Origin of the sequence: Flavobacterium artemisiae, from assembly GCF_042678225.1 — a bacterium.
GTDB classification, from domain to species: Bacteria; Bacteroidota; Bacteroidia; order Flavobacteriales; family Flavobacteriaceae; genus Flavobacterium; species Flavobacterium artemisiae.
Genome location: NZ_JBHUDZ010000018.1, coordinates 1,065,523 through 1,082,361, shown reverse-complemented (window position 1 = coordinate 1,082,361; position 16,839 = coordinate 1,065,523). Strand labels below are relative to the sequence as shown.

Below are 16,839 nucleotides of genomic sequence, written 5' to 3'. Positions count from 1 at the left end.
ATTAAAACCATTAAACTTCAAAGATGAGCAAAGAAAATCAACTTAAGGCTTTTGAAAGATTATTAATCATTATGGACGAACTTCGTGAACAGTGTCCGTGGGATAAAAAGCAGACTTTGCAAACTTTAAGACATTTGACAATTGAAGAAACCTACGAATTAGGTGACGCAATTTTGGATAATGATTTAAATGAAGTGAAAAAAGAACTTGGAGATTTGCTTTTACACATTGTTTTTTACGCCAAAATAGGAAGCGAAACCAATGATTTTGATATTGCTGATGTTTGTAATGAAATCTGCGAAAAACTCATTCATCGCCATCCTCATATTTATGGAGACGTAAAAGTGGAAAATGAAGAAGAAGTAAAACAGAATTGGGAAAAACTAAAGCTGAAAGAAGGTAAAAAATCGGTTTTAGAGGGTGTTCCAAGAAGTCTTCCGGCTTTGGTTAAAGCAAGCAGAATTCAAGATAAAGTAAAAGGAGTTGGATTTGATTGGGAAGAACCGCACCAAGTCTGGGATAAAGTACAAGAAGAACTCCAAGAATTACAAGAAGAAATAAAAACGGGAGATCAGGATAAAATCGAAGATGAATTTGGAGACGTTTTATTCTCAATGATTAATTACGCCCGATTTTTAAATGTAAATCCAGAAGATGCTTTAGAACGAACTAATAAAAAGTTCATCAAACGATTTCAGTATTTAGAAAGCAAAGCAAACGAATTAGGAAAACCACTAATGGATATGACATTGTCAGAAATGGATGTGTTTTGGAACGAAGCAAAAAAACTTTAATTATCAGCTAATTTTTTTAAAGCACGTACATCTTTAAGTTTGATTTTTTTACCTACTAATTCAATCAATTCCAGTTTGTTAAAATCAGATAATAAACGGATACAGCTTTCTGTTGCAGTACCGATAATTCCAGCCAATTCCTCACGAGTCAACTGAACTTTAAGGGTTTTATCTGTGTCCTCACCAAACTCGTCATGAAGATGAAGCAGTGTTTCGGCAAGTCTTTGCTTAACTGTTTTTTGAACTAAGGCAATTTTTTCATTTTCCGATTCTTTTAAATCTTCGCAGACAGACTGCATCATATTCAAAGAAAACTGATTATTACTATTGAAGAAATTAATGATTTCAGATTTAGGAATAAAACAAACTTCCATATCCGCTATCGCTTTTGCAGTTAAGTTTGCAGGTTCATTACTAATCATAGAACGCTGGCCAAGAAGTTCGCCGGATTTTACCAATTTTACGATTTGGTCTTTACCGTTTGCACTTAATTTTGAGAGTTTTCCAACACCATCCTTAACGCAGAAAACACCATTAGTAACCTCTCCTTCCTCAAAAATAGCCTCTCCTTTTTTGATTTTGTAGCTGGTTTTACTGTTGGCAAGTTTTATAACTTCTTCTTTATTAAGGGCTTTTAGTGAGCTTAACTGGCGTACTATACATTGATCACATTTATTCATGACAATAATTGTTTGCAGCAAAATTAAGCAAAATTGGGGGTTTTAGGTATTATTATTTCTTAAATTATTAGGAAAAAGGAGAAAGTAATAATTGGTCTATTTTATTTTCTTAATTTAGAATTCGAATTCATAAAAACATGATAATTATCATCTTAAAAACTGCTTGTTAATCTGAAATTTGCAGTTTAAAAAAACAAGTTTATGAGTGGCCAAAGTTGTTTTCATTGTGGTTTAACCATAGAGAAAAATGAAGAAATCGATTTTGATGAAAAAAAGTTTTGCTGTGCCGGCTGTAAAACCGTGTATGAAATTTTTAGCAGCAACAATTTAACCTCCTATTATGATTTCGAAAAATCGCCAGGAGCCACTCCACAGAATATTGCTGGAAAATATGATTTTTTAGATAACGATAGTATTCTTTCAAAAATAGTAGAATTTCATGAAGGAAACACAGCAATTGTATCTTTAAATATTCCTCACATTCATTGCAGCTCTTGTATCTGGATTTTAGAAAACTTAAACCGTCTGCAGGCTGGAATCAGTATTTCGCAAGTTAATTTCCATGAAAAGAAAGTTAGAATTACATTCAATTCTGATGTTGTTTCTTTGAAAGAAATAGTATACCTATTAAGTTCGATTGGATATGAACCTTATATCAGTTTAGAAAATTACGGCGCTGCTAAGGCTAAAGTTGATAGAAGTTTAACTTACAAATTGGGTGTAGCATTTTTCTGTTTTGGAAATATCATGCTGTTGTCATTTCCAGAATATTTTGAAATGAAAGAATTTTGGTTGGATAGTTATAAACCTTTTTTCAGACTATTGATTTTTGTGTTAGCATTACCAAGTTTCTTATATTCAGCAAGTGGCTATTATGTTTCTGCCTATCACAGTATTAAAACCAAAATGCTGAATATTGATATTCCTATTGCTTTAGGAATTATCGTTATGTTTATCCGCAGTACTTACGATATGCTTATGGATCACGGTCCAGGCTTTTTTGACAGTTTGGCGAGTTTGGTTTTCTTTATGCTTTTGGGTAAAATGTTTCAAACCAAAACGTATAGTTTTTTAAGTTTTGAAAGAGATTTTAAATCTTATTTTCCAATTGCTGTTACCAAAATAAATAAAGATGCTTCAGAAGAAAATGTGGCTATTTATGATGTTTTAGAGGGCGACAGATTATTAATTCGCAACCAAGAACTTATTCCTGTTGATGGAATTTTAATCAGCGAAAGTGCAGAAATTGACTATAGTTTTGTTACTGGAGAAGCTGTTCCAATTACCAAAAAATCGGGCGATAAAGTATTTGCCGGCGGAAAACAAATTGGTAAAGTGATAGAAATGGAAGTTTTACATTCTGTTTCTCAGAGTTATTTGACGCAATTGTGGAGCAACGAAATTTTCCAGAAAAAAGTAGATCAAAAGCATAAAACGATTACCGATGCTATTAGTCGTTATTTTACGCCAATTTTATTGTTGATAGCCTTAGGAGGTTTTGGTTATTGGATTTTTATTGATGCTAACACAGCATTTAATGTTTTCACAGCGGTTTTAATTGTGGCGTGTCCTTGCGCGTTAGCACTTACGGCTCCATTCACTTTTGGAAATATTTTAAGGATCTTAGGTAAAAAGAAATTTTATCTTAAAAATGCCGTAGTTATTGAGCAATTGGCTAAAGTAGATACGATTGTTTTTGATAAAACAGGAACTATAACAACCAATAAAAAATCAAATATAACCTTTGAAGGAAATCCACTTTCAGACGAAACTCTTATGTTGATTAAAAATGTTCTTCGAGCATCAAATCACCCTTTAAGTCGTATGTTATATGATTTTCTGCCTGAAACAAAACGAATTGTTTTTGATGAATTTCAGGAAATTACCGGAAAAGGAATTTTGGCTATTATTGAGGAACAGGAAATTAAAATTGGCTCTAGTCAATTTGTGAATAATGTAAAAACGGAAGATTCTGAAATTCAAAAAACAGCTTTACATATTAAGATAAATGAAATTTACATTGGTAAATATGTTTTCCAAAATCAATATAGAGACGGCTTAGAAGAACTTTTTTCAAACTTAAGTAAAGAGTATCAAATAAAAGTACTTTCGGGCGATAATGACGGAGAAAGAGCGAATTTAGAATCGATTCTTCCAAAAGATACCGAATTGATTTTCAATCAAAAGCCAGGACAAAAACTGGAATATATTAAAAAACTTCAGGAAAAAGGCCAGAATGTTATGATGGTCGGTGATGGATTGAATGATGCGGGAGCTTTGGCGCAAAGTAATGTTGGAATTTCTATATCAGAAAACGTAAATGTCTTTTCGCCAGCCTGCGATGCAATATTAGATGCAAGTGAATTTTCGCGTCTCAATTACTTCTTAAAACTCTCTCACAAAGCCATTTTTATTATCAAAATGAGCTTTGGTTTATCGCTGCTTTATAACGTTGTCGGACTGGCTTTTGGAGTTACCGGAAACCTGCTTCCTTTAGTCGCTGCGATTATAATGCCATTGAGCACAATTACGATTGTAAGTTTTGTTACTTTAATGTCTAACTATTTCAGTAACAGAAATTTATAATGACTTTAATTGGTCGTAAAATTATTTTTTTTAATTTTAACATTCTTCTACACACCATGATAAATATCATATTTTATCTGCCCGTAACCGAATAATTTTGTTTAACAAAAATTTAAGGTATGAGTGTTATTTATCTATTAATTTCAGTGAGTATTTTCGTGGCAATCTGCTTCTTCATTGCCTTTATCGTTGCTGTCAAATCTGGGCAGTATGATGATGATTATACGCCGTCAGTCAGAATTCTCTTTGACGACGAGACCAAAATTAGTCCCCAAAATAATAATTTACCAAACGAAGAAAAACAAGTATAATTATGGAAATGGAACAGTTTTATTACGACAACAAAATTGTAAAAAAATTCATTTACGCCACAATCCTCTTTGGAGTTGTGGGTATGTTAGTGGGACTTACCCTTGCGGTAATGTACCTTTTTCCCAACATGACAGATGGGATTTCGTGGCTTAGTTACGGCCGTTTAAGACCGTTGCACACCAATGCAGTAATTTTTGCCTTTGTGGGTAACGCTTTTTTTGCCGGAATGTACTATTCGCTGCAAAGATTGCTAAAAGCCAGAATGTTTAGTGATTTTTTAAGTAATCTACATTTCTGGGGCTGGCAGCTTATCATTGTGGCAGCAGCAATTACGCTTCCGTTAGGTTATACTTCTTCTAAAGAATATGCAGAGCTAGAGTGGCCAATTGACATTGCAATTGCTTTGATCTGGGTTGTTATGGGGATCAATATGATTGGTACTATGCTTCGCAGAAGAGAGCGCCATTTATATGTTGCAATTTGGTTTTACCTAGCAACATTTGTAACGGTAGCTGTACTGCATATTTTTAATAATATCGAAATTCCTGTATCAGGACTTAAAAGTTACTCTGTTTATGCAGGTGTTCAGGATGCTCTAGTACAATGGTGGTACGGGCACAATGCGGTGGCATTCTTCCTTACGACTCCATTTTTAGGTTTAATGTATTATTTCGTTCCTAAAATTGCAAACAGACCTGTTTATTCTTATAGATTATCTATTATACACTTTTGGTCTTTGATATTTATATATATCTGGGCTGGACCGCACCACTTATTATATTCTGCGTTACCAAACTGGGCTCAGAATTTAGGAGTTGCATTTTCTGTAATGTTGATTGCTCCATCTTGGGGAGGTATGATTAATGGACTTTTAACTTTAAGAGGCGCATGGGATAAAGTTCGTGAAGAACCAGTTTTAAAATTCTTTGTAGTAGCCATTACAGGTTACGGTATGGCAACTTTTGAAGGACCAATGCTTTCTCTTAAAAATGTAAATGCTATCGCGCACTATACAGACTGGATCGTAGCACACGTACACGTTGGGGCTTTAGCTTGGAATGGTTTTATGTCATTTGCTATTATTTATTGGTTGATTCCAAGAATGACAAAAACGACTTTGTTTTCAACGAAATTGGCAAATTTCCACTTCTGGATTGGTACTTTAGGAATTATCTTGTACGCATTACCAATGTACGTAGCTGGTTTTCAACAAGCATCAATGTGGAAACAGTTTAATCCAGATGGAACTTTGACCTATGGAAATTTCCTTGAAACAGTTACTGCAATTATGCCATTATATTGGATGAGAGCTATCGGTGGTTCATTGTATTTAGTAGGTATGTTGACATTAGTGTATAACATTATCATGACGATAAAAGTAGGTGAACCTGTTGAAGATGAATTAGCTCAGGCTCCAGCTTTACAAACTATCAGCAGTAGTAGAGTAAGAGGAGAGAAATTCCACTCTTGGTTAGAAAGAAAACCAATTCAGTTAACCATTTTAGCTACGATTGCAATTTTAATTGGAGGAATTATTCAGATTGTACCAACTATTATGGTAAAATCAAATATTCCAACAATCAGCAGTGTAAAACCATATACACCTTTAGAACTTGAAGGACGTGATTTATACATTCGTGAAGGATGTGTTGGATGTCACTCACAATCTGTACGTCCATTTAGAAGTGAAGTAGAACGTTACGGACCACAATCAAAAGCAGGAGAATTTGTTTACGATCATCCATTCTTATGGGGATCAAAACGTACAGGTCCAGATTTATTAAGAGTTGGAGGTAAATATAATGACAATTGGCACTTTAATCACTTCTGGAATCCACAAAGTATTTCTGCAGGATCAATTATGCCGGGTTATAAATGGTTGTTCGATAATAAACCAATGGATACGTCATTAATTGAAAAGAAAATGAAGACTATGGTTACGCTTGGAGTTCCTTACACAGATGCTGACATTGCAAATGCGCAGAAAACATTAAGAACACAAGCAGTTGCCATAGAGAAAAGTCTTGAAAATGATCCTGATTTTGTGAAAAGTTATGAAGCAAGCAAGAAAAAAGCAGCTGCAAGCGGCGAAAAATTTGTTCCGATGAATGAGCGAGAAATCGTTGCTCTGATTGCTTACATTCAAAGACTTGGTACAGATATTAAAGTAAAAGAAACTTCAAAATAGTGGCGTCATGTTCGAACAAATAAAACACAATATGGAAACAATATCGGGCATAGAAATTTACCCGATAATTTCCCTGCTAATATTCTTCTTATTTTTTGTAGGCTTAGGCTTTTGGGTGTTTTCTTATAAAAAAGACAAGATTAGAGAAATGAGCGAAATACCTTTAGATGAAGGACTTAGTTTAACTTCAAAAGAATAAAAAAAATGAAAAAATTTTTCCCAGTATATGTTAGAGTCCCGCTGATTTTCTTCATCGCTTTTGGATTGATGGAGTTCTTTGTTGACTCTGGAGACAGACCGGCCTTTGTAAAATATCCAATGATTTCGGTTTTCTTATTTGTTTTTCTCTTCGTGTTAATCGCTATTGAAATTACATTAAGCGCTGTTAATCGTGTCATGAACCAATTGATGACACCAGAAGAAAAAGCAAAAAAAGAATATGAAGATAGTTTAAGTTTTAGTGAAAGCACTTGGTACAAAAACCTAATGCAGAAGTTGACTAAAACTTCGCCAATAGAAAAAGAAAGTGAGCTTTTAATGGATCATGATTATGACGGAATTAAAGAGCTTGATAATAATCTACCGCCTTGGTGGGTATATTTATTCTACATCTGTATTATTTTCGGAGTTATTTATGTAGTTCGTTATGATGTTCTAGGTGCCGATGATCAAGAAATGGAGCTTAAAAAAGAAATGGCTCAAGCAAAAATTGATGTTGAAGAATATTTGAAAACCGCTCCAGACTTAATGGACGAGAAAACTGTAGTATTACTTACAGATGGAGCTGATTTAGCAGCAGGTAAAGAAATTTTTACAACAAATTGTATTGCCTGCCACAGAGCTGATGCCGGAGGACAAATCGGACCAAACTTAACAGACAACAGATGGATTTTAGGTGGAGGAATTAAAAACCTATTTCATACCATTACCAATGGGGGTCGTGACGGAAAAGGAATGATCGCTTGGAAAGGTACTTTAAAACCAAAAGAAATCCAGAAAGTGGCAAGTTATATTTTGTCTCTGCAAGGAAGTAATCCTAAAGATCCAAAAGAGCCAGAAGGAGAAATTTGGGTAGACGACAGCGCTCCTAAAGCAGAAACCGCAGCTGTGAAACCAACAGATACCACACAAGTTAAAAAATAATAAAAAGATCATGTCAAATTTACCAGACGAAGCATTTAGAGATACCATCGGAACCATTGATGAAGGCGGTAAGAGAAAATTTATATTTCCTAAAAAACCGTCTGGTAAATTTTATGATTATAGAAAAATTGTCAGTTACGTTCTTTTAGCAATTCTAGTTGCCAATCCTTTTATTAAAATCAACGGAAACCAATTTATGATGTTCAACGTTGTGGAGCGTCGTTTTAATATTTTTGGATTTCCTTTCTGGCCGCAGGATTTTTACTTATTTGTAGTCTCAATGCTGGTCGGAATTGTTTTTATTCTGCTGTTTACAGTTGTTTTTGGAAGAATTTTTTGTGGATGGATTTGTCCGCAGACGATCTTTCTAGAATTGGTTTTTCGTCGAATTGAATATTGGATCGATGGAGACAGGGGAGCACAACAGCGTTTGGCAAGACAAGAATGGAATGCTGAAAAAATTAGAAAAAGATTAATTAAATGGTTTATCTTTTTTGTAATTTCTTTTGCTATTGCCAATGTATTTTTAGCTTATTTGGTTGGAAGTGATCAGCTGTTTTTAATGGTTGAACAAGGACCAATCAAACAAGCAAGCAACTTTATCGCACTGCTGATCTTTACTAGTGTTTTCTATTTTGTTTTTGTTTGGTTTAGAGAACAGGTTTGTATTATTGCTTGTCCGTACGGACGTTTACAAGGTGTTCTTTTAGATAATAAATCTATTAATGTTGCGTACGATTTTGTTCGTGGAGAAAAAGAAGAAGGTCGCGCTAAATTCAATAAAAAAGAAGATAGAGCTTTAACTGGAAAAGGAGATTGTATAGACTGTATGCAATGCGTGCATGTATGTCCGATGGGAATTGACATTAGAAACGGAACTCAGTTAGAATGTACCAATTGTACCGCTTGTATAGATGAATGCGATCATATTATGGAAAGCGTTGGATTGCCAAAAGGCTTAATTCGATATGCTTCTGAAGATGAAATTGCTAAAAAAGAGCCTTTCAAGTTTACTGCAAGAATGAAAGGTTACACAGCAGTTCTATGCATATTGTTAACTGTCTTTGTCGGAATGTTGTTTTTACGAACAAATGTAGAAGCTGTTATTCTGCGTCTCCCTGGACAATTGTTTCAGCATAAAGGAGATAAAATCAGTAACATATATACTTATAAAATTGTCAATAAGACAATGAAAGATTATCAGGATATTCATTTTGAATTGATTGATCAAAAAGGAAATATTAGAAATGTGGGTAAACCTCATTTTAAAGTGGCGAAGGAAAGTATTTCGCAGGGAACTTTATTTATAGAAATAGATGAAGCACTTTTGATAAGTGATAAAACTAAAGTAAAAATAGGGGTTTATAACGGAAAAGAACTTATAGACCATACGACTACAAACTTCTTAGGGCCACGAAGCTTTAATTAAAAATTTACTACTATGAAAATCAATTGGGGTACAGGAATTGTCATTGCATTTGGGTTATTTATGACCTTTATTTTATATTTTGTTTTTGAAGTTCAGTCAAATTCTAAATATGACAATGACTTGGTTGTTGAAGAGTATTATAAACATGATACTCACTTTCAAGAAGAAATGGCACGCATTCAAAATGCACACGATTTACAGCATAAACCTTCTATTAAATACATTGAGAACGGCGTTAAAATCGTTTTTCCTTCAAACTTTCAAGAAGACAAAGTAACTGGAAATGTGCTTTTATATCGTCCATCAAATAAAAAATTTGATTTTAATACACAGATTGTGCTTCAAAATTCATCTTTATTTATTCCTCATAATAAATTAGTAAAAGGAAGATGGGATGTCAATATGGAATGGCAGTACAATGGGATAAAATATTTATCTAAAGAAGTTATTTACGTAAACTAACAAAAAAATGCTTTATTCTGCTTTAATATTAGGTTTAATAAGCAGTCTGCACTGTGTTGGCATGTGCGGTCCAATTGCTATGATGCTTCCTGTAGACAGAAATAACGAAGCAAAAAGAGTTACACAGATTATTACTTATCATTTAGGCCGATTAACAGCATACGCTTCTATCGGCTTAATTTTTGGACTATTAGGAAGAGGTTTTTTTCTTGCAGGATTACAGCAGAAAATGTCAATTATTATCGGAATTATTATGATTATTGTAGTTTTGATTCCAGAGAAAAAATTCGCAAGCTACAATTTTTCAAAACCAATTTATAAAATCATTTCAAAAGTCAAATCAAATCTTGGTGCTCAATTTAAAAATAGAAGTTATAAATCTCTTTTTACAATCGGTCTCTTAAACGGTTTCTTGCCTTGCGGAATGGTTTATGTCGCTTTGTTCGGAGCAATTGCCATGCAGAGTGCAGGTTATGGAGTGCTTTATATGCTCTTATTCGGACTTGGTACAATGCCTTTAATGACGATTGTGGTTTATATTAATTCATTATTAAAATTGCCTTTTAGAAATAAGATCCAAAAGGCAATTCCTTATGTTGCAGTTGTAATCGGAGTTTTGTTTATTTTGAGAGGCTTGGGATTAGGAATTCCCTATATCTCGCCTCCAAATATGAGCTTATTTATACAGCAAACCCCAAACTGTCATTAAAAAATACACTAAACTAACTCACTATTGTTAGACAGTCATCGAGAACAGATTTGTTTCCGGTGACTTTCTTTTTAGATGTAAATCAAAAGCCATACAGATATTACGAACAAAAGGTCTTCCTGCTTCTGTAATCATAATTTTTCCTTCTTCAACAACAATTAATTTGTCATTTTCTATTTCTTTTAAATCTTCTAAAACAGTTGGAAGTTCTTTAAAATAGAGCGAATTTTCATTCCAGGAAGTTTGTAGTTCGCAAGTTAGATTTAAAATATGTTTGCGGATGATTAAATCTTCATCATTCAGAATATGACCTTTTACAACAGGAAGTTTATCCCATTCTAAAAGCTGATAATAATCTTCAAGATTTTTAGTATTTTGAGCAAAACTATACCAGCTGTCGCTTATTGAAGAAACTCCCAAACCAATCATAACTTGAGTTTTGGAAGCACTGTACCCCATAAAATTTCGATGTAAATTGCCATTGTGCGCTGCTTTGTATAAACTATCAGCAGTTAATGCAAAATGATCCATTCCAATTTCGTTATAACCATTTTGAGAAAGCAACTGTTTTCCAGTTTCGTATAATCTTCTTTTTTCAGCATCTTTTGGTAAATTTTCATCATTAAAACCGCGTTGTCCATTTCCTTTAATCCACGGAACGTGGGCATAACTGTAAAAAGCTAATCTGTCTGGTTTTAAAGAATTTGTTTTTTCGACTGTATCTATTACATCTTCAATAGTTTGAAACGGCAGACCGAATATAATATCATGGCCGATTGAAGTGTAGCCAATTTCTTTTGCCCAAAAAGTTACTTTGGCAACATTATGGAAAGACTGAATTCGATTAATGGCTTTCTGAACTTTTGGCGCATAATCTTGAACACCAAAGCTTACTCGGCGAAAGCCTAAATCGTATAATTTTTTAAGTTGTTCGTAAGTTGTGTTGTTTGGATGTCCTTCAAAGCTAAATTCATGATCTTTGGCTATTACAGCATAACTGAAAATTCCGTTAATTAAAGATTCAAGATTTTTTGTAGAAAAAAATGTTGGAGTGCCGCCTCCCAGATGTATTTCTTTAATGACGGGTTTCTCAGGAAGTAATTTGCAATATAAACTCCATTCTTTTAAAAGCGCTTTAATATAAGTCTCTTCGACAGAATGATTTTTTGTAATACGTTTGTTGCAGCCGCAAAAAGTACACATACTTTCGCAGAAAGGCAGGTGAATGTATAAACTGATTCCGTTTTTCGAATTGCTTTCAGAGAATGATTTTTGTAATGAAGTGATCCATTTTTCAGTTGTAAAATCTACTTCATTCCAATACGGAACTGTCGGATAACTAGTATATCTTGGACCTGGGACATTGTATTTTTGAGTCAAAGAAATTTTCATAAAGACGGATTTAGTTTGCATCAAAATTAAAACTTCGATAATCGACATAAAATGACAAATATCATATACAGAAAAAAAAAGAGACTCAAAAATTGAGCCTCTTTCGTGAATTAAATAACTAACGTGAAATAGAATCTTGGATGATTGTAAGCCATTTTTTTGCAAACATATGATCTTGGTAAACGCTTATTTGTTTGATGCGGTCATCATCAAAATCATAGAATGGAATTATTATTTTTTTAGATGTTTCTTTTTCGATAAACTCATAATCAATTTTGATAATTGTATCAGATTGAGAATCGGTCGTTGGAACCAGCTTGCAAGAAGCAATTGTATTTAAATCAACATAAATCGATTCTTGCTGATTTGGATTGAAATTCATCAGAATAAATTTTTTGTTTTTCTGATCGATTGTCAAGGTCTTATTATTGATAGATTCAGTTAAATCAAAATCTTCCGGATGTGTCGGATTGAATCTTTTCTTAATATTTAAAATTCTTGTTTTACTCGCAGCGCTCGATCGTGCAGAGAAATATACTGGGATTGCGACAATAAGTGCAATAACAATTCCCATAATTGTTGTTGTAGTTTCCATATTGTTTCGAATGAAATAAATAATTGAAATAGAAAACAGTCTTCAAAAAGAAAACAGTTTAATTAAATTGAAGAAGCACCTCAATTATAAAAAATCAAAAATTTATTTACCAGAAAAAATGGAAAGCATAGAGTATTACTAAAACTTTTTTACTTTGAGTAGTAAATAGTTTAGTATATGCTGTAGTGGTTGTAACAGTTTGATGTTGTGGGATTAGCGGTAATAAAGTGTCGAAACATTTTATTATTCCCAAAGGATTTGTTTTGATGTTGGCCGCAAACTGATAGTTTCCTTGAGGCTGAATAAAGGCATCAGAATCGGCAACATGTTTTGTGAAATTGGAATCTGTTTTTTGCGCTTCAATAATATGCATAGAAGAGTTGTCTGCCTGATTAGCAAACAATCCCGCAATTAAGAATGCGATTAAAATAACAGTTTTATGAATCCATTTCATGTCGGCGAAATTAAGTCATAAAACACAATAAAAGAAATTTTAAAGAATTAATTAACACTCTAAAATGAACCTCAACTTATTTTGAGATAAGTTGAGGATTTATATAAATTATTGCTGCATTTTAAAGTAGTAATCTGCAGAGTGTTTGCCACTTCCGTAGAAAAGGAAGAAAATGCAGATTAATAAAACTACGATTGCTAATATTAAACTTTCTGAATGCATTTTGCCCATAAAATTAATTAGTACAGCACCAAATAAAATAGGTAACTGTGCAGCAATCGCCCAGCGCGTGAGCAGGCCGAATATAATCATGATCCCGCCGATCATATGAGCAGGAGCAATGTAATGCAGCATAAACATACCGCCGCCGAACTGATCAATAGGAGAAATTAAATCATGCAGGTATTGTACATTGGTGACAAACGAGACACCTTTCATAAATAAAAATCCACCCAAAATAATACGTACTAAATCAACTGGTAAATAAGTGTGCGAATTTGCCCATTTATTCAAACTTTTTACATTTTCCATGACGCTGTGTGATTAAAATTATAGCACTAAGTTACTAACTTTTAGTGATATATTTATTTTTAACAGCTTGAAAATAAGTTTTTTACTTTTTTGTTATTACGTTTTTGAGAATTCAAAAATACTATACTTGAATTACACCTAAATTAAATTGTTTTTGAATAGGAGCATGGTTTGCAGCTTCGATTCCCATCGAAATCCAATTTCTGGTTTCAAGCGGATCAATAATTGCATCTGTCCAAAGTCTGGATGCTGCATAATAGGGAGAAGTCTGCTCGTCGTAGCGTGCTTTTATTTTATTGAATAATTCGGTTTCTTTTTCTTCATCAACAATTTCTCCTTTCGCTTTAAGCGAAGAAGCTTCAATTTGCGCTAAGACTTTTGCTGCTTGCGTGCCGCCCATAACGGCAAGTTCTGCACTTGGCCACGCAAAAATTAAGCGAGGATCATAAGCTTTACCGCACATAGCGTAATTTCCTGCTCCATAAGAATTTCCAACTATAACAGTAAATTTAGGTACAACAGAATTACTCACTGCATTTACCATTTTAGCACCGTCTTTAATAATCCCACCATGTTCGGATTTCGAACCCACCATAAAACCTGTAACATCTTGAAGAAATACCAAAGGAATTTTCTTCTGATTACAATTGGCAATAAAACGAGTTGCTTTATCTGCACTGTCTGAATAAATAACGCCTCCAAACTGCATTTCGCCTTTTTTGGTTTTTACCACTTTTCGCTGATTAGCAATAATACCGACTGCCCAGCCATCTATTCTGGCATAACCTGTAATAAGTGATTGTCCATATCCGTCTTTGTAAGCTTCAAATTCTGAATTATCGACCAAACGATTGATGATTTCCATCATATCATATTGTTCTGTTCTTGCTTTTGGCAGAATTCCGTAAATATCATTTGGTTCTAAAGCCGGTTTTTCCGCTTTAATTCGGCTGAAACCTGCTTTATCAAAATCCCCAATTTTATCCACAATATTTTTAATTTTATCTAAAGCATCTTTATCATCTTTGGCTTTATAATCTGTAACGCCCGAAATTTCGCAATGCGTAGTAGCGCCGCCCAAAGTTTCGTTATCAATAGTTTCTCCGATTGCGGCTTTAACCAAATAACTTCCTGCAAGGAAAATACTTCCTGTTTTGTCAACGATTAACGCTTCGTCGCTCATAATTGGCAGATAAGCACCTCCAGCGACACAGCTTCCCATAACGGCAGCAATTTGAGTGATTCCCATACTGCTCATTTGAGCGTTGTTTCTAAAGATTCTTCCGAAATGTTCTTTGTCTGGAAAAATTTCATCTTGCATTGGCAGGTAAACTCCTGCGCTGTCAACAAGATAAATAATTGGAAGTCTGTTTTCCATAGCGATTTCCTGTGCGCGAAGGTTTTTCTTTCCTGTAATAGGAAACCAGGCACCTGCTTTTACAGTCGCATCATTGGCAACCACAATACATTGCTTGCCTTTGATATATCCAATTTTTACAACGACGCCTCCTGAAGGACATCCGCCATGTTCTGCGTACATACCTTCGCCGGCAAAACCGCCAATTTCAATACTTTTAGAATTTTCATCCAATAAATAAGCAATTCTTTCTCGAGCTGTCATTTTGCCTTCTGAGTGCAGCTTTTCGATTCTCTTTTCGCCGCCGCCCAATTTTACTTTGGCAAATTTTTGTTTTAATTCTGAAAGCAGTAATTTATTGTGATCTTCGTTTTTATTGAAGTTTAAATCCATGATAAAGTATTGATTTTATAATATAGTGTTGGCTAATTTACAAAATCCATTGAAATAAATGGAAGTAGTTTAGCATTATAAAGAAGTTTTCGGGCGTAACTTTAAAAAGCAGTAATCCAAATTAATTTCTTTAATTTGTTTTTTATACTAACTAGTATTTTTTATGTCTAAAGCTGCTAATACACGACTTACTATTCTTCAAAAAGCGTTTGAATTGATTTATACAAAAGGATATCAAACCACAAGTATTGATGAAATTATCGCTACCACAAAAGTGACGAAAGGAGCTTTTTATTACCATTTTAAAACGAAAGATGAAATGGGAATCGCAATAATTGAAGAGATTTTGAAACCTACAATGACGGAACATTTTATTAAACCGACTGAAAATACTCAAAATCCGATTGAAGATTTTTATAATATGATTTCGTATTTATTATTAGAAGATCCTTTTCTGCAAGTAAAATATGGTTGTCCGGTTGGAAATCTGACTCAGGAAATGACACCGTGGAATACTAAATTTAGCGAAGCATTGTCTGAACTCATCAATTTATGGAAATCGGCAATTATTAAAGCAATAGAAAAAGGGAAGGAGCAAGGACTTATTCGAAAAGATGTTGTGGGCGAACAAGTGGCTTTTTTTATCTTATCGGGCTATTGGGGTATTCGTAATTTTGGAAAAATTGAAAATGATAAATCAGTTTATGTTGTTTATTTAGAGGAGTTTAAAAAGTACTTGAGTAGTTTAAAATAAAAAGAATTTTAAAAACATACTAATTAGTATGTTTTTGAATATATTTGCATTGTCTTTAATCAAAAAACAATGCATCAATCTATTTTAATTGGCCATTCTTTTATGCGATGGCTTGTGTTAGTAAGCTTAATCTATTCGATTTATAATGCTTACAAAGGATATTCTTCAAATCTTTCTTTTACTAAGAAAGACAATCTCGTTCGACATTGGACGGCAACAATTTCACATATTCAGCTTATTTTTGGAATTCTGGTTTATGTACAAAGTCCGATTGTGAAATATTTCTGGAAAAATGTAAAAGAAGGCATTCAAAATAAGGAGGTCTTTTTCTTTGGTCTTATTCATATCGTTTTAATGCTTACCGCAATTGTTTTCATTACAATTGGATCGGCATTAGCAAAGAGAAGATCTTCTGATGAACAAAAATTTAAAACCATTCTCTTTTGGTTTTCAATAGCCTTAATTACCATTTTTATTGCTATTCCTTGGCCATTTTCACCTCTTGCAAACAGACCTTACTTTAGATAATTATGAAAAATTTACTGCAAACCAATACCGGACGTTTACGCATTATAGGATTTTTAGAAGGAACATCACTTTTAATTTTATTATTTATAGCAATGCCAATGAAGTATATTTTTGAAATGCCATTTTTAACAAGACCAGTTGGAACCATTCACGGCGCTTTATTTCTTCTTTTTGTATTCAATACTTTAAGCGTAGGAGTAGAGCAGAATTGGAAATTTAAAGATACTACATGGAAAGTACTTTTAGCCTGTGTTATTCCATTCGGAACTTTTTATATCGACTCTAAAATTTTAAGTAAAATTGATAACTAATATTATTGTGAATTATGGTTTTTGTATTTAAAACAAATATAGACAGCATTTCGAAAGTAAAGAAAGTTATTCCAAAGCTGAATATGTTATTCCCAAATTCAAAGTGGAATTTTGATCTGGAAGATTGTGATAATATTCTGCGATTTGACTGCAAAGATGATATTGTCGAAAAAGTAATTTTTTTAATGAAAGTTATAGGCTTTGAATGCGAAGCATTATAA

The 16,839-nt window shown here is 33.4% G+C and carries 19 protein-coding genes; 13 read left to right on the top strand and 6 right to left on the bottom strand.

Going from position 1 to position 16,839, the window contains the following annotated elements:
• Positions 1-23: 23 nt before the first annotated feature.
• Complete coding sequence (gene mazG / locus ACFSC2_RS24595; protein ID WP_379813754.1) at positions 24-794, top strand: nucleoside triphosphate pyrophosphohydrolase; 771 nt, start codon at positions 24-26, stop codon at positions 792-794.
• Here mazG and ACFSC2_RS24590 read toward each other — a convergent pair.
• A complete protein-coding gene (locus tag ACFSC2_RS24590; protein ID WP_379813753.1) occupies positions 791-1,474 on the bottom strand; it encodes a Crp/Fnr family transcriptional regulator in 684 nt (227 codons plus the stop codon). The genes mazG and ACFSC2_RS24590 overlap by 4 nt on opposite strands.
• A 201-nt stretch (positions 1,475-1,675) precedes the next feature.
• Here ACFSC2_RS24590 and ACFSC2_RS24585 point away from each other — a divergent pair, with 201 nt between their 5' ends.
• The 8 genes from ACFSC2_RS24585 to ACFSC2_RS24550 all read left to right on the top strand — a co-directional run bounded on the left by ACFSC2_RS24585 (position 1,676) and on the right by ACFSC2_RS24550 (position 10,303).
• Positions 1,676-4,060: a heavy metal translocating P-type ATPase gene (locus tag ACFSC2_RS24585; protein ID WP_379813752.1), complete on the top strand. Its 2,385-nt coding sequence runs from the start codon at positions 1,676-1,678 to the stop codon at positions 4,058-4,060.
• 119 nt (positions 4,061-4,179) lie between these two features.
• A complete protein-coding gene (gene ccoS, locus ACFSC2_RS24580; RefSeq protein ID WP_379813751.1) occupies positions 4,180-4,371 on the top strand; it encodes a cbb3-type cytochrome oxidase assembly protein CcoS in 192 nt (63 codons plus the stop codon).
• Between the two features lie 2 nt (positions 4,372-4,373).
• Positions 4,374-6,560 carry a cytochrome-c oxidase, cbb3-type subunit I gene (ccoN, locus tag ACFSC2_RS24575; RefSeq protein WP_379813750.1) on the top strand — a complete coding sequence of 729 codons (2,187 nt, stop codon included), beginning with the start codon at positions 4,374-4,376 and terminating at the stop codon, positions 6,558-6,560.
• Positions 6,561-6,567: 7 nt separating this feature from the next.
• Entirely contained in the window at positions 6,568-6,759 is a 192-nt protein-coding gene (locus ACFSC2_RS24570) for a CcoQ/FixQ family Cbb3-type cytochrome c oxidase assembly chaperone (RefSeq protein ID WP_379813749.1), read from the top strand.
• A 5-nt stretch (positions 6,760-6,764) separates the two neighbouring features.
• Entirely contained in the window at positions 6,765-7,703 is a 939-nt protein-coding gene (locus tag ACFSC2_RS24565; protein ID WP_379813748.1) for a cbb3-type cytochrome c oxidase N-terminal domain-containing protein, read from the top strand.
• Positions 7,704-7,713: 10 nt separating this feature from the next.
• The gene (ccoG, locus tag ACFSC2_RS24560; protein ID WP_379813747.1) at positions 7,714-9,132 is read left to right on the top strand and encodes a cytochrome c oxidase accessory protein CcoG; all 1,419 of its coding nucleotides are present in this window, start codon (positions 7,714-7,716) and stop codon (positions 9,130-9,132) included.
• Between the two features lie 12 nt (positions 9,133-9,144).
• The gene (locus ACFSC2_RS24555; RefSeq protein ID WP_379813746.1) at positions 9,145-9,594 is read left to right on the top strand and encodes a FixH family protein; all 450 of its coding nucleotides are present in this window, start codon (positions 9,145-9,147) and stop codon (positions 9,592-9,594) included.
• A gap of 7 nt (positions 9,595-9,601) precedes the next feature.
• Positions 9,602-10,303 (top strand): sulfite exporter TauE/SafE family protein, encoded by a 702-nt coding sequence (locus tag ACFSC2_RS24550; protein WP_379813745.1) that lies wholly within the window; start codon positions 9,602-9,604, stop codon positions 10,301-10,303.
• A gap of 27 nt (positions 10,304-10,330) precedes the next feature.
• On the opposite strand, the gene hemN is transcribed toward ACFSC2_RS24550, so the two are convergent.
• The 5 genes from hemN to ACFSC2_RS24525 form a co-directional block, all read right to left on the bottom strand.
• Entirely contained in the window at positions 10,331-11,695 is a 1,365-nt protein-coding gene (hemN, locus tag ACFSC2_RS24545; RefSeq protein WP_379813744.1) for an oxygen-independent coproporphyrinogen III oxidase, read from the bottom strand.
• A gap of 118 nt (positions 11,696-11,813) precedes the next feature.
• A complete protein-coding gene (locus ACFSC2_RS24540) occupies positions 11,814-12,290 on the bottom strand; it encodes a hypothetical protein (RefSeq protein WP_379813743.1) in 477 nt (158 codons plus the stop codon).
• 106 nt (positions 12,291-12,396) lie between these two features.
• Positions 12,397-12,744 carry a hypothetical protein gene (locus ACFSC2_RS24535; RefSeq protein ID WP_379813742.1) on the bottom strand — a complete coding sequence of 116 codons (348 nt, stop codon included), beginning with the start codon at positions 12,742-12,744 and terminating at the stop codon, positions 12,397-12,399.
• A 108-nt stretch (positions 12,745-12,852) separates the two neighbouring features.
• The gene (locus tag ACFSC2_RS24530; protein WP_379813741.1) at positions 12,853-13,275 is read right to left on the bottom strand and encodes a DoxX family protein; all 423 of its coding nucleotides are present in this window, start codon (positions 13,273-13,275) and stop codon (positions 12,853-12,855) included.
• Positions 13,276-13,396: 121 nt separating this feature from the next.
• A complete protein-coding gene (locus ACFSC2_RS24525; protein ID WP_379813740.1) occupies positions 13,397-15,025 on the bottom strand; it encodes an acyl-CoA carboxylase subunit beta in 1,629 nt (542 codons plus the stop codon).
• Between the two features lie 163 nt (positions 15,026-15,188).
• Here ACFSC2_RS24525 and ACFSC2_RS24520 point away from each other — a divergent pair, with 163 nt between their 5' ends.
• The 4 genes from ACFSC2_RS24520 (at position 15,189) to ACFSC2_RS24505 (ending at position 16,839) form a co-directional block, all read left to right on the top strand.
• Complete coding sequence (locus ACFSC2_RS24520) at positions 15,189-15,779, top strand: TetR/AcrR family transcriptional regulator (RefSeq protein WP_379813739.1); 591 nt, start codon at positions 15,189-15,191, stop codon at positions 15,777-15,779.
• Between the two features lie 69 nt (positions 15,780-15,848).
• Complete coding sequence (locus ACFSC2_RS24515) at positions 15,849-16,307, top strand: hypothetical protein (protein WP_379813738.1); 459 nt, start codon at positions 15,849-15,851, stop codon at positions 16,305-16,307.
• 2 nt (positions 16,308-16,309) lie between these two features.
• On the top strand, positions 16,310-16,618 hold the full coding sequence (locus ACFSC2_RS24510) for a DUF3817 domain-containing protein (protein WP_379813737.1): 309 nt from the start codon (positions 16,310-16,312) through the stop codon (positions 16,616-16,618).
• Between the two features lie 14 nt (positions 16,619-16,632).
• Entirely contained in the window at positions 16,633-16,839 is a 207-nt protein-coding gene (locus ACFSC2_RS24505; RefSeq protein ID WP_379813736.1) for a hypothetical protein, read from the top strand.

What these genes read in the sequence shown, in the direction of transcription:
- ACFSC2_RS24510 (WP_379813737.1), top strand. Translation starts at nt 16,310, where the DNA reads ATGAAAAATTTACTGCAAACCAATACCGGACGTTTACGCATTATAGGA.
- hemN (WP_379813744.1), bottom strand. Translation starts at nt 11,695, where the DNA reads ATGAAAATTTCTTTGACTCAAAAATACAATGTCCCAGGTCCAAGATAT.
- mazG (WP_379813754.1), top strand. Translation starts at nt 24, where the DNA reads ATGAGCAAAGAAAATCAACTTAAGGCTTTTGAAAGATTATTAATCATT.
- ccoG (WP_379813747.1), top strand. Translation starts at nt 7,714, where the DNA reads ATGTCAAATTTACCAGACGAAGCATTTAGAGATACCATCGGAACCATT.
- ACFSC2_RS24520 (WP_379813739.1), top strand. Translation starts at nt 15,189, where the DNA reads ATGTCTAAAGCTGCTAATACACGACTTACTATTCTTCAAAAAGCGTTT.
- ACFSC2_RS24550 (WP_379813745.1), top strand. Translation starts at nt 9,602, where the DNA reads ATGCTTTATTCTGCTTTAATATTAGGTTTAATAAGCAGTCTGCACTGT.
- ACFSC2_RS24525 (WP_379813740.1), bottom strand. Translation starts at nt 15,025, where the DNA reads ATGGATTTAAACTTCAATAAAAACGAAGATCACAATAAATTACTGCTT.
- ACFSC2_RS24505 (WP_379813736.1), top strand. Translation starts at nt 16,633, where the DNA reads ATGGTTTTTGTATTTAAAACAAATATAGACAGCATTTCGAAAGTAAAG.
- ACFSC2_RS24590 (WP_379813753.1), bottom strand. Translation starts at nt 1,474, where the DNA reads ATGAATAAATGTGATCAATGTATAGTACGCCAGTTAAGCTCACTAAAA.
- ACFSC2_RS24535 (WP_379813742.1), bottom strand. Translation starts at nt 12,744, where the DNA reads ATGAAATGGATTCATAAAACTGTTATTTTAATCGCATTCTTAATTGCG.
- ACFSC2_RS24540 (WP_379813743.1), bottom strand. Translation starts at nt 12,290, where the DNA reads ATGGAAACTACAACAACAATTATGGGAATTGTTATTGCACTTATTGTC.
- ccoS (WP_379813751.1), top strand. Translation starts at nt 4,180, where the DNA reads ATGAGTGTTATTTATCTATTAATTTCAGTGAGTATTTTCGTGGCAATC.
- ACFSC2_RS24585 (WP_379813752.1), top strand. Translation starts at nt 1,676, where the DNA reads ATGAGTGGCCAAAGTTGTTTTCATTGTGGTTTAACCATAGAGAAAAAT.
- ACFSC2_RS24530 (WP_379813741.1), bottom strand. Translation starts at nt 13,275, where the DNA reads ATGGAAAATGTAAAAAGTTTGAATAAATGGGCAAATTCGCACACTTAT.
- ACFSC2_RS24565 (WP_379813748.1), top strand. Translation starts at nt 6,765, where the DNA reads ATGAAAAAATTTTTCCCAGTATATGTTAGAGTCCCGCTGATTTTCTTC.
- ACFSC2_RS24570 (WP_379813749.1), top strand. Translation starts at nt 6,568, where the DNA reads ATGTTCGAACAAATAAAACACAATATGGAAACAATATCGGGCATAGAA.
- ACFSC2_RS24515 (WP_379813738.1), top strand. Translation starts at nt 15,849, where the DNA reads ATGCATCAATCTATTTTAATTGGCCATTCTTTTATGCGATGGCTTGTG.
- ACFSC2_RS24555 (WP_379813746.1), top strand. Translation starts at nt 9,145, where the DNA reads ATGAAAATCAATTGGGGTACAGGAATTGTCATTGCATTTGGGTTATTT.
- ccoN (WP_379813750.1), top strand. Translation starts at nt 4,374, where the DNA reads ATGGAAATGGAACAGTTTTATTACGACAACAAAATTGTAAAAAAATTC.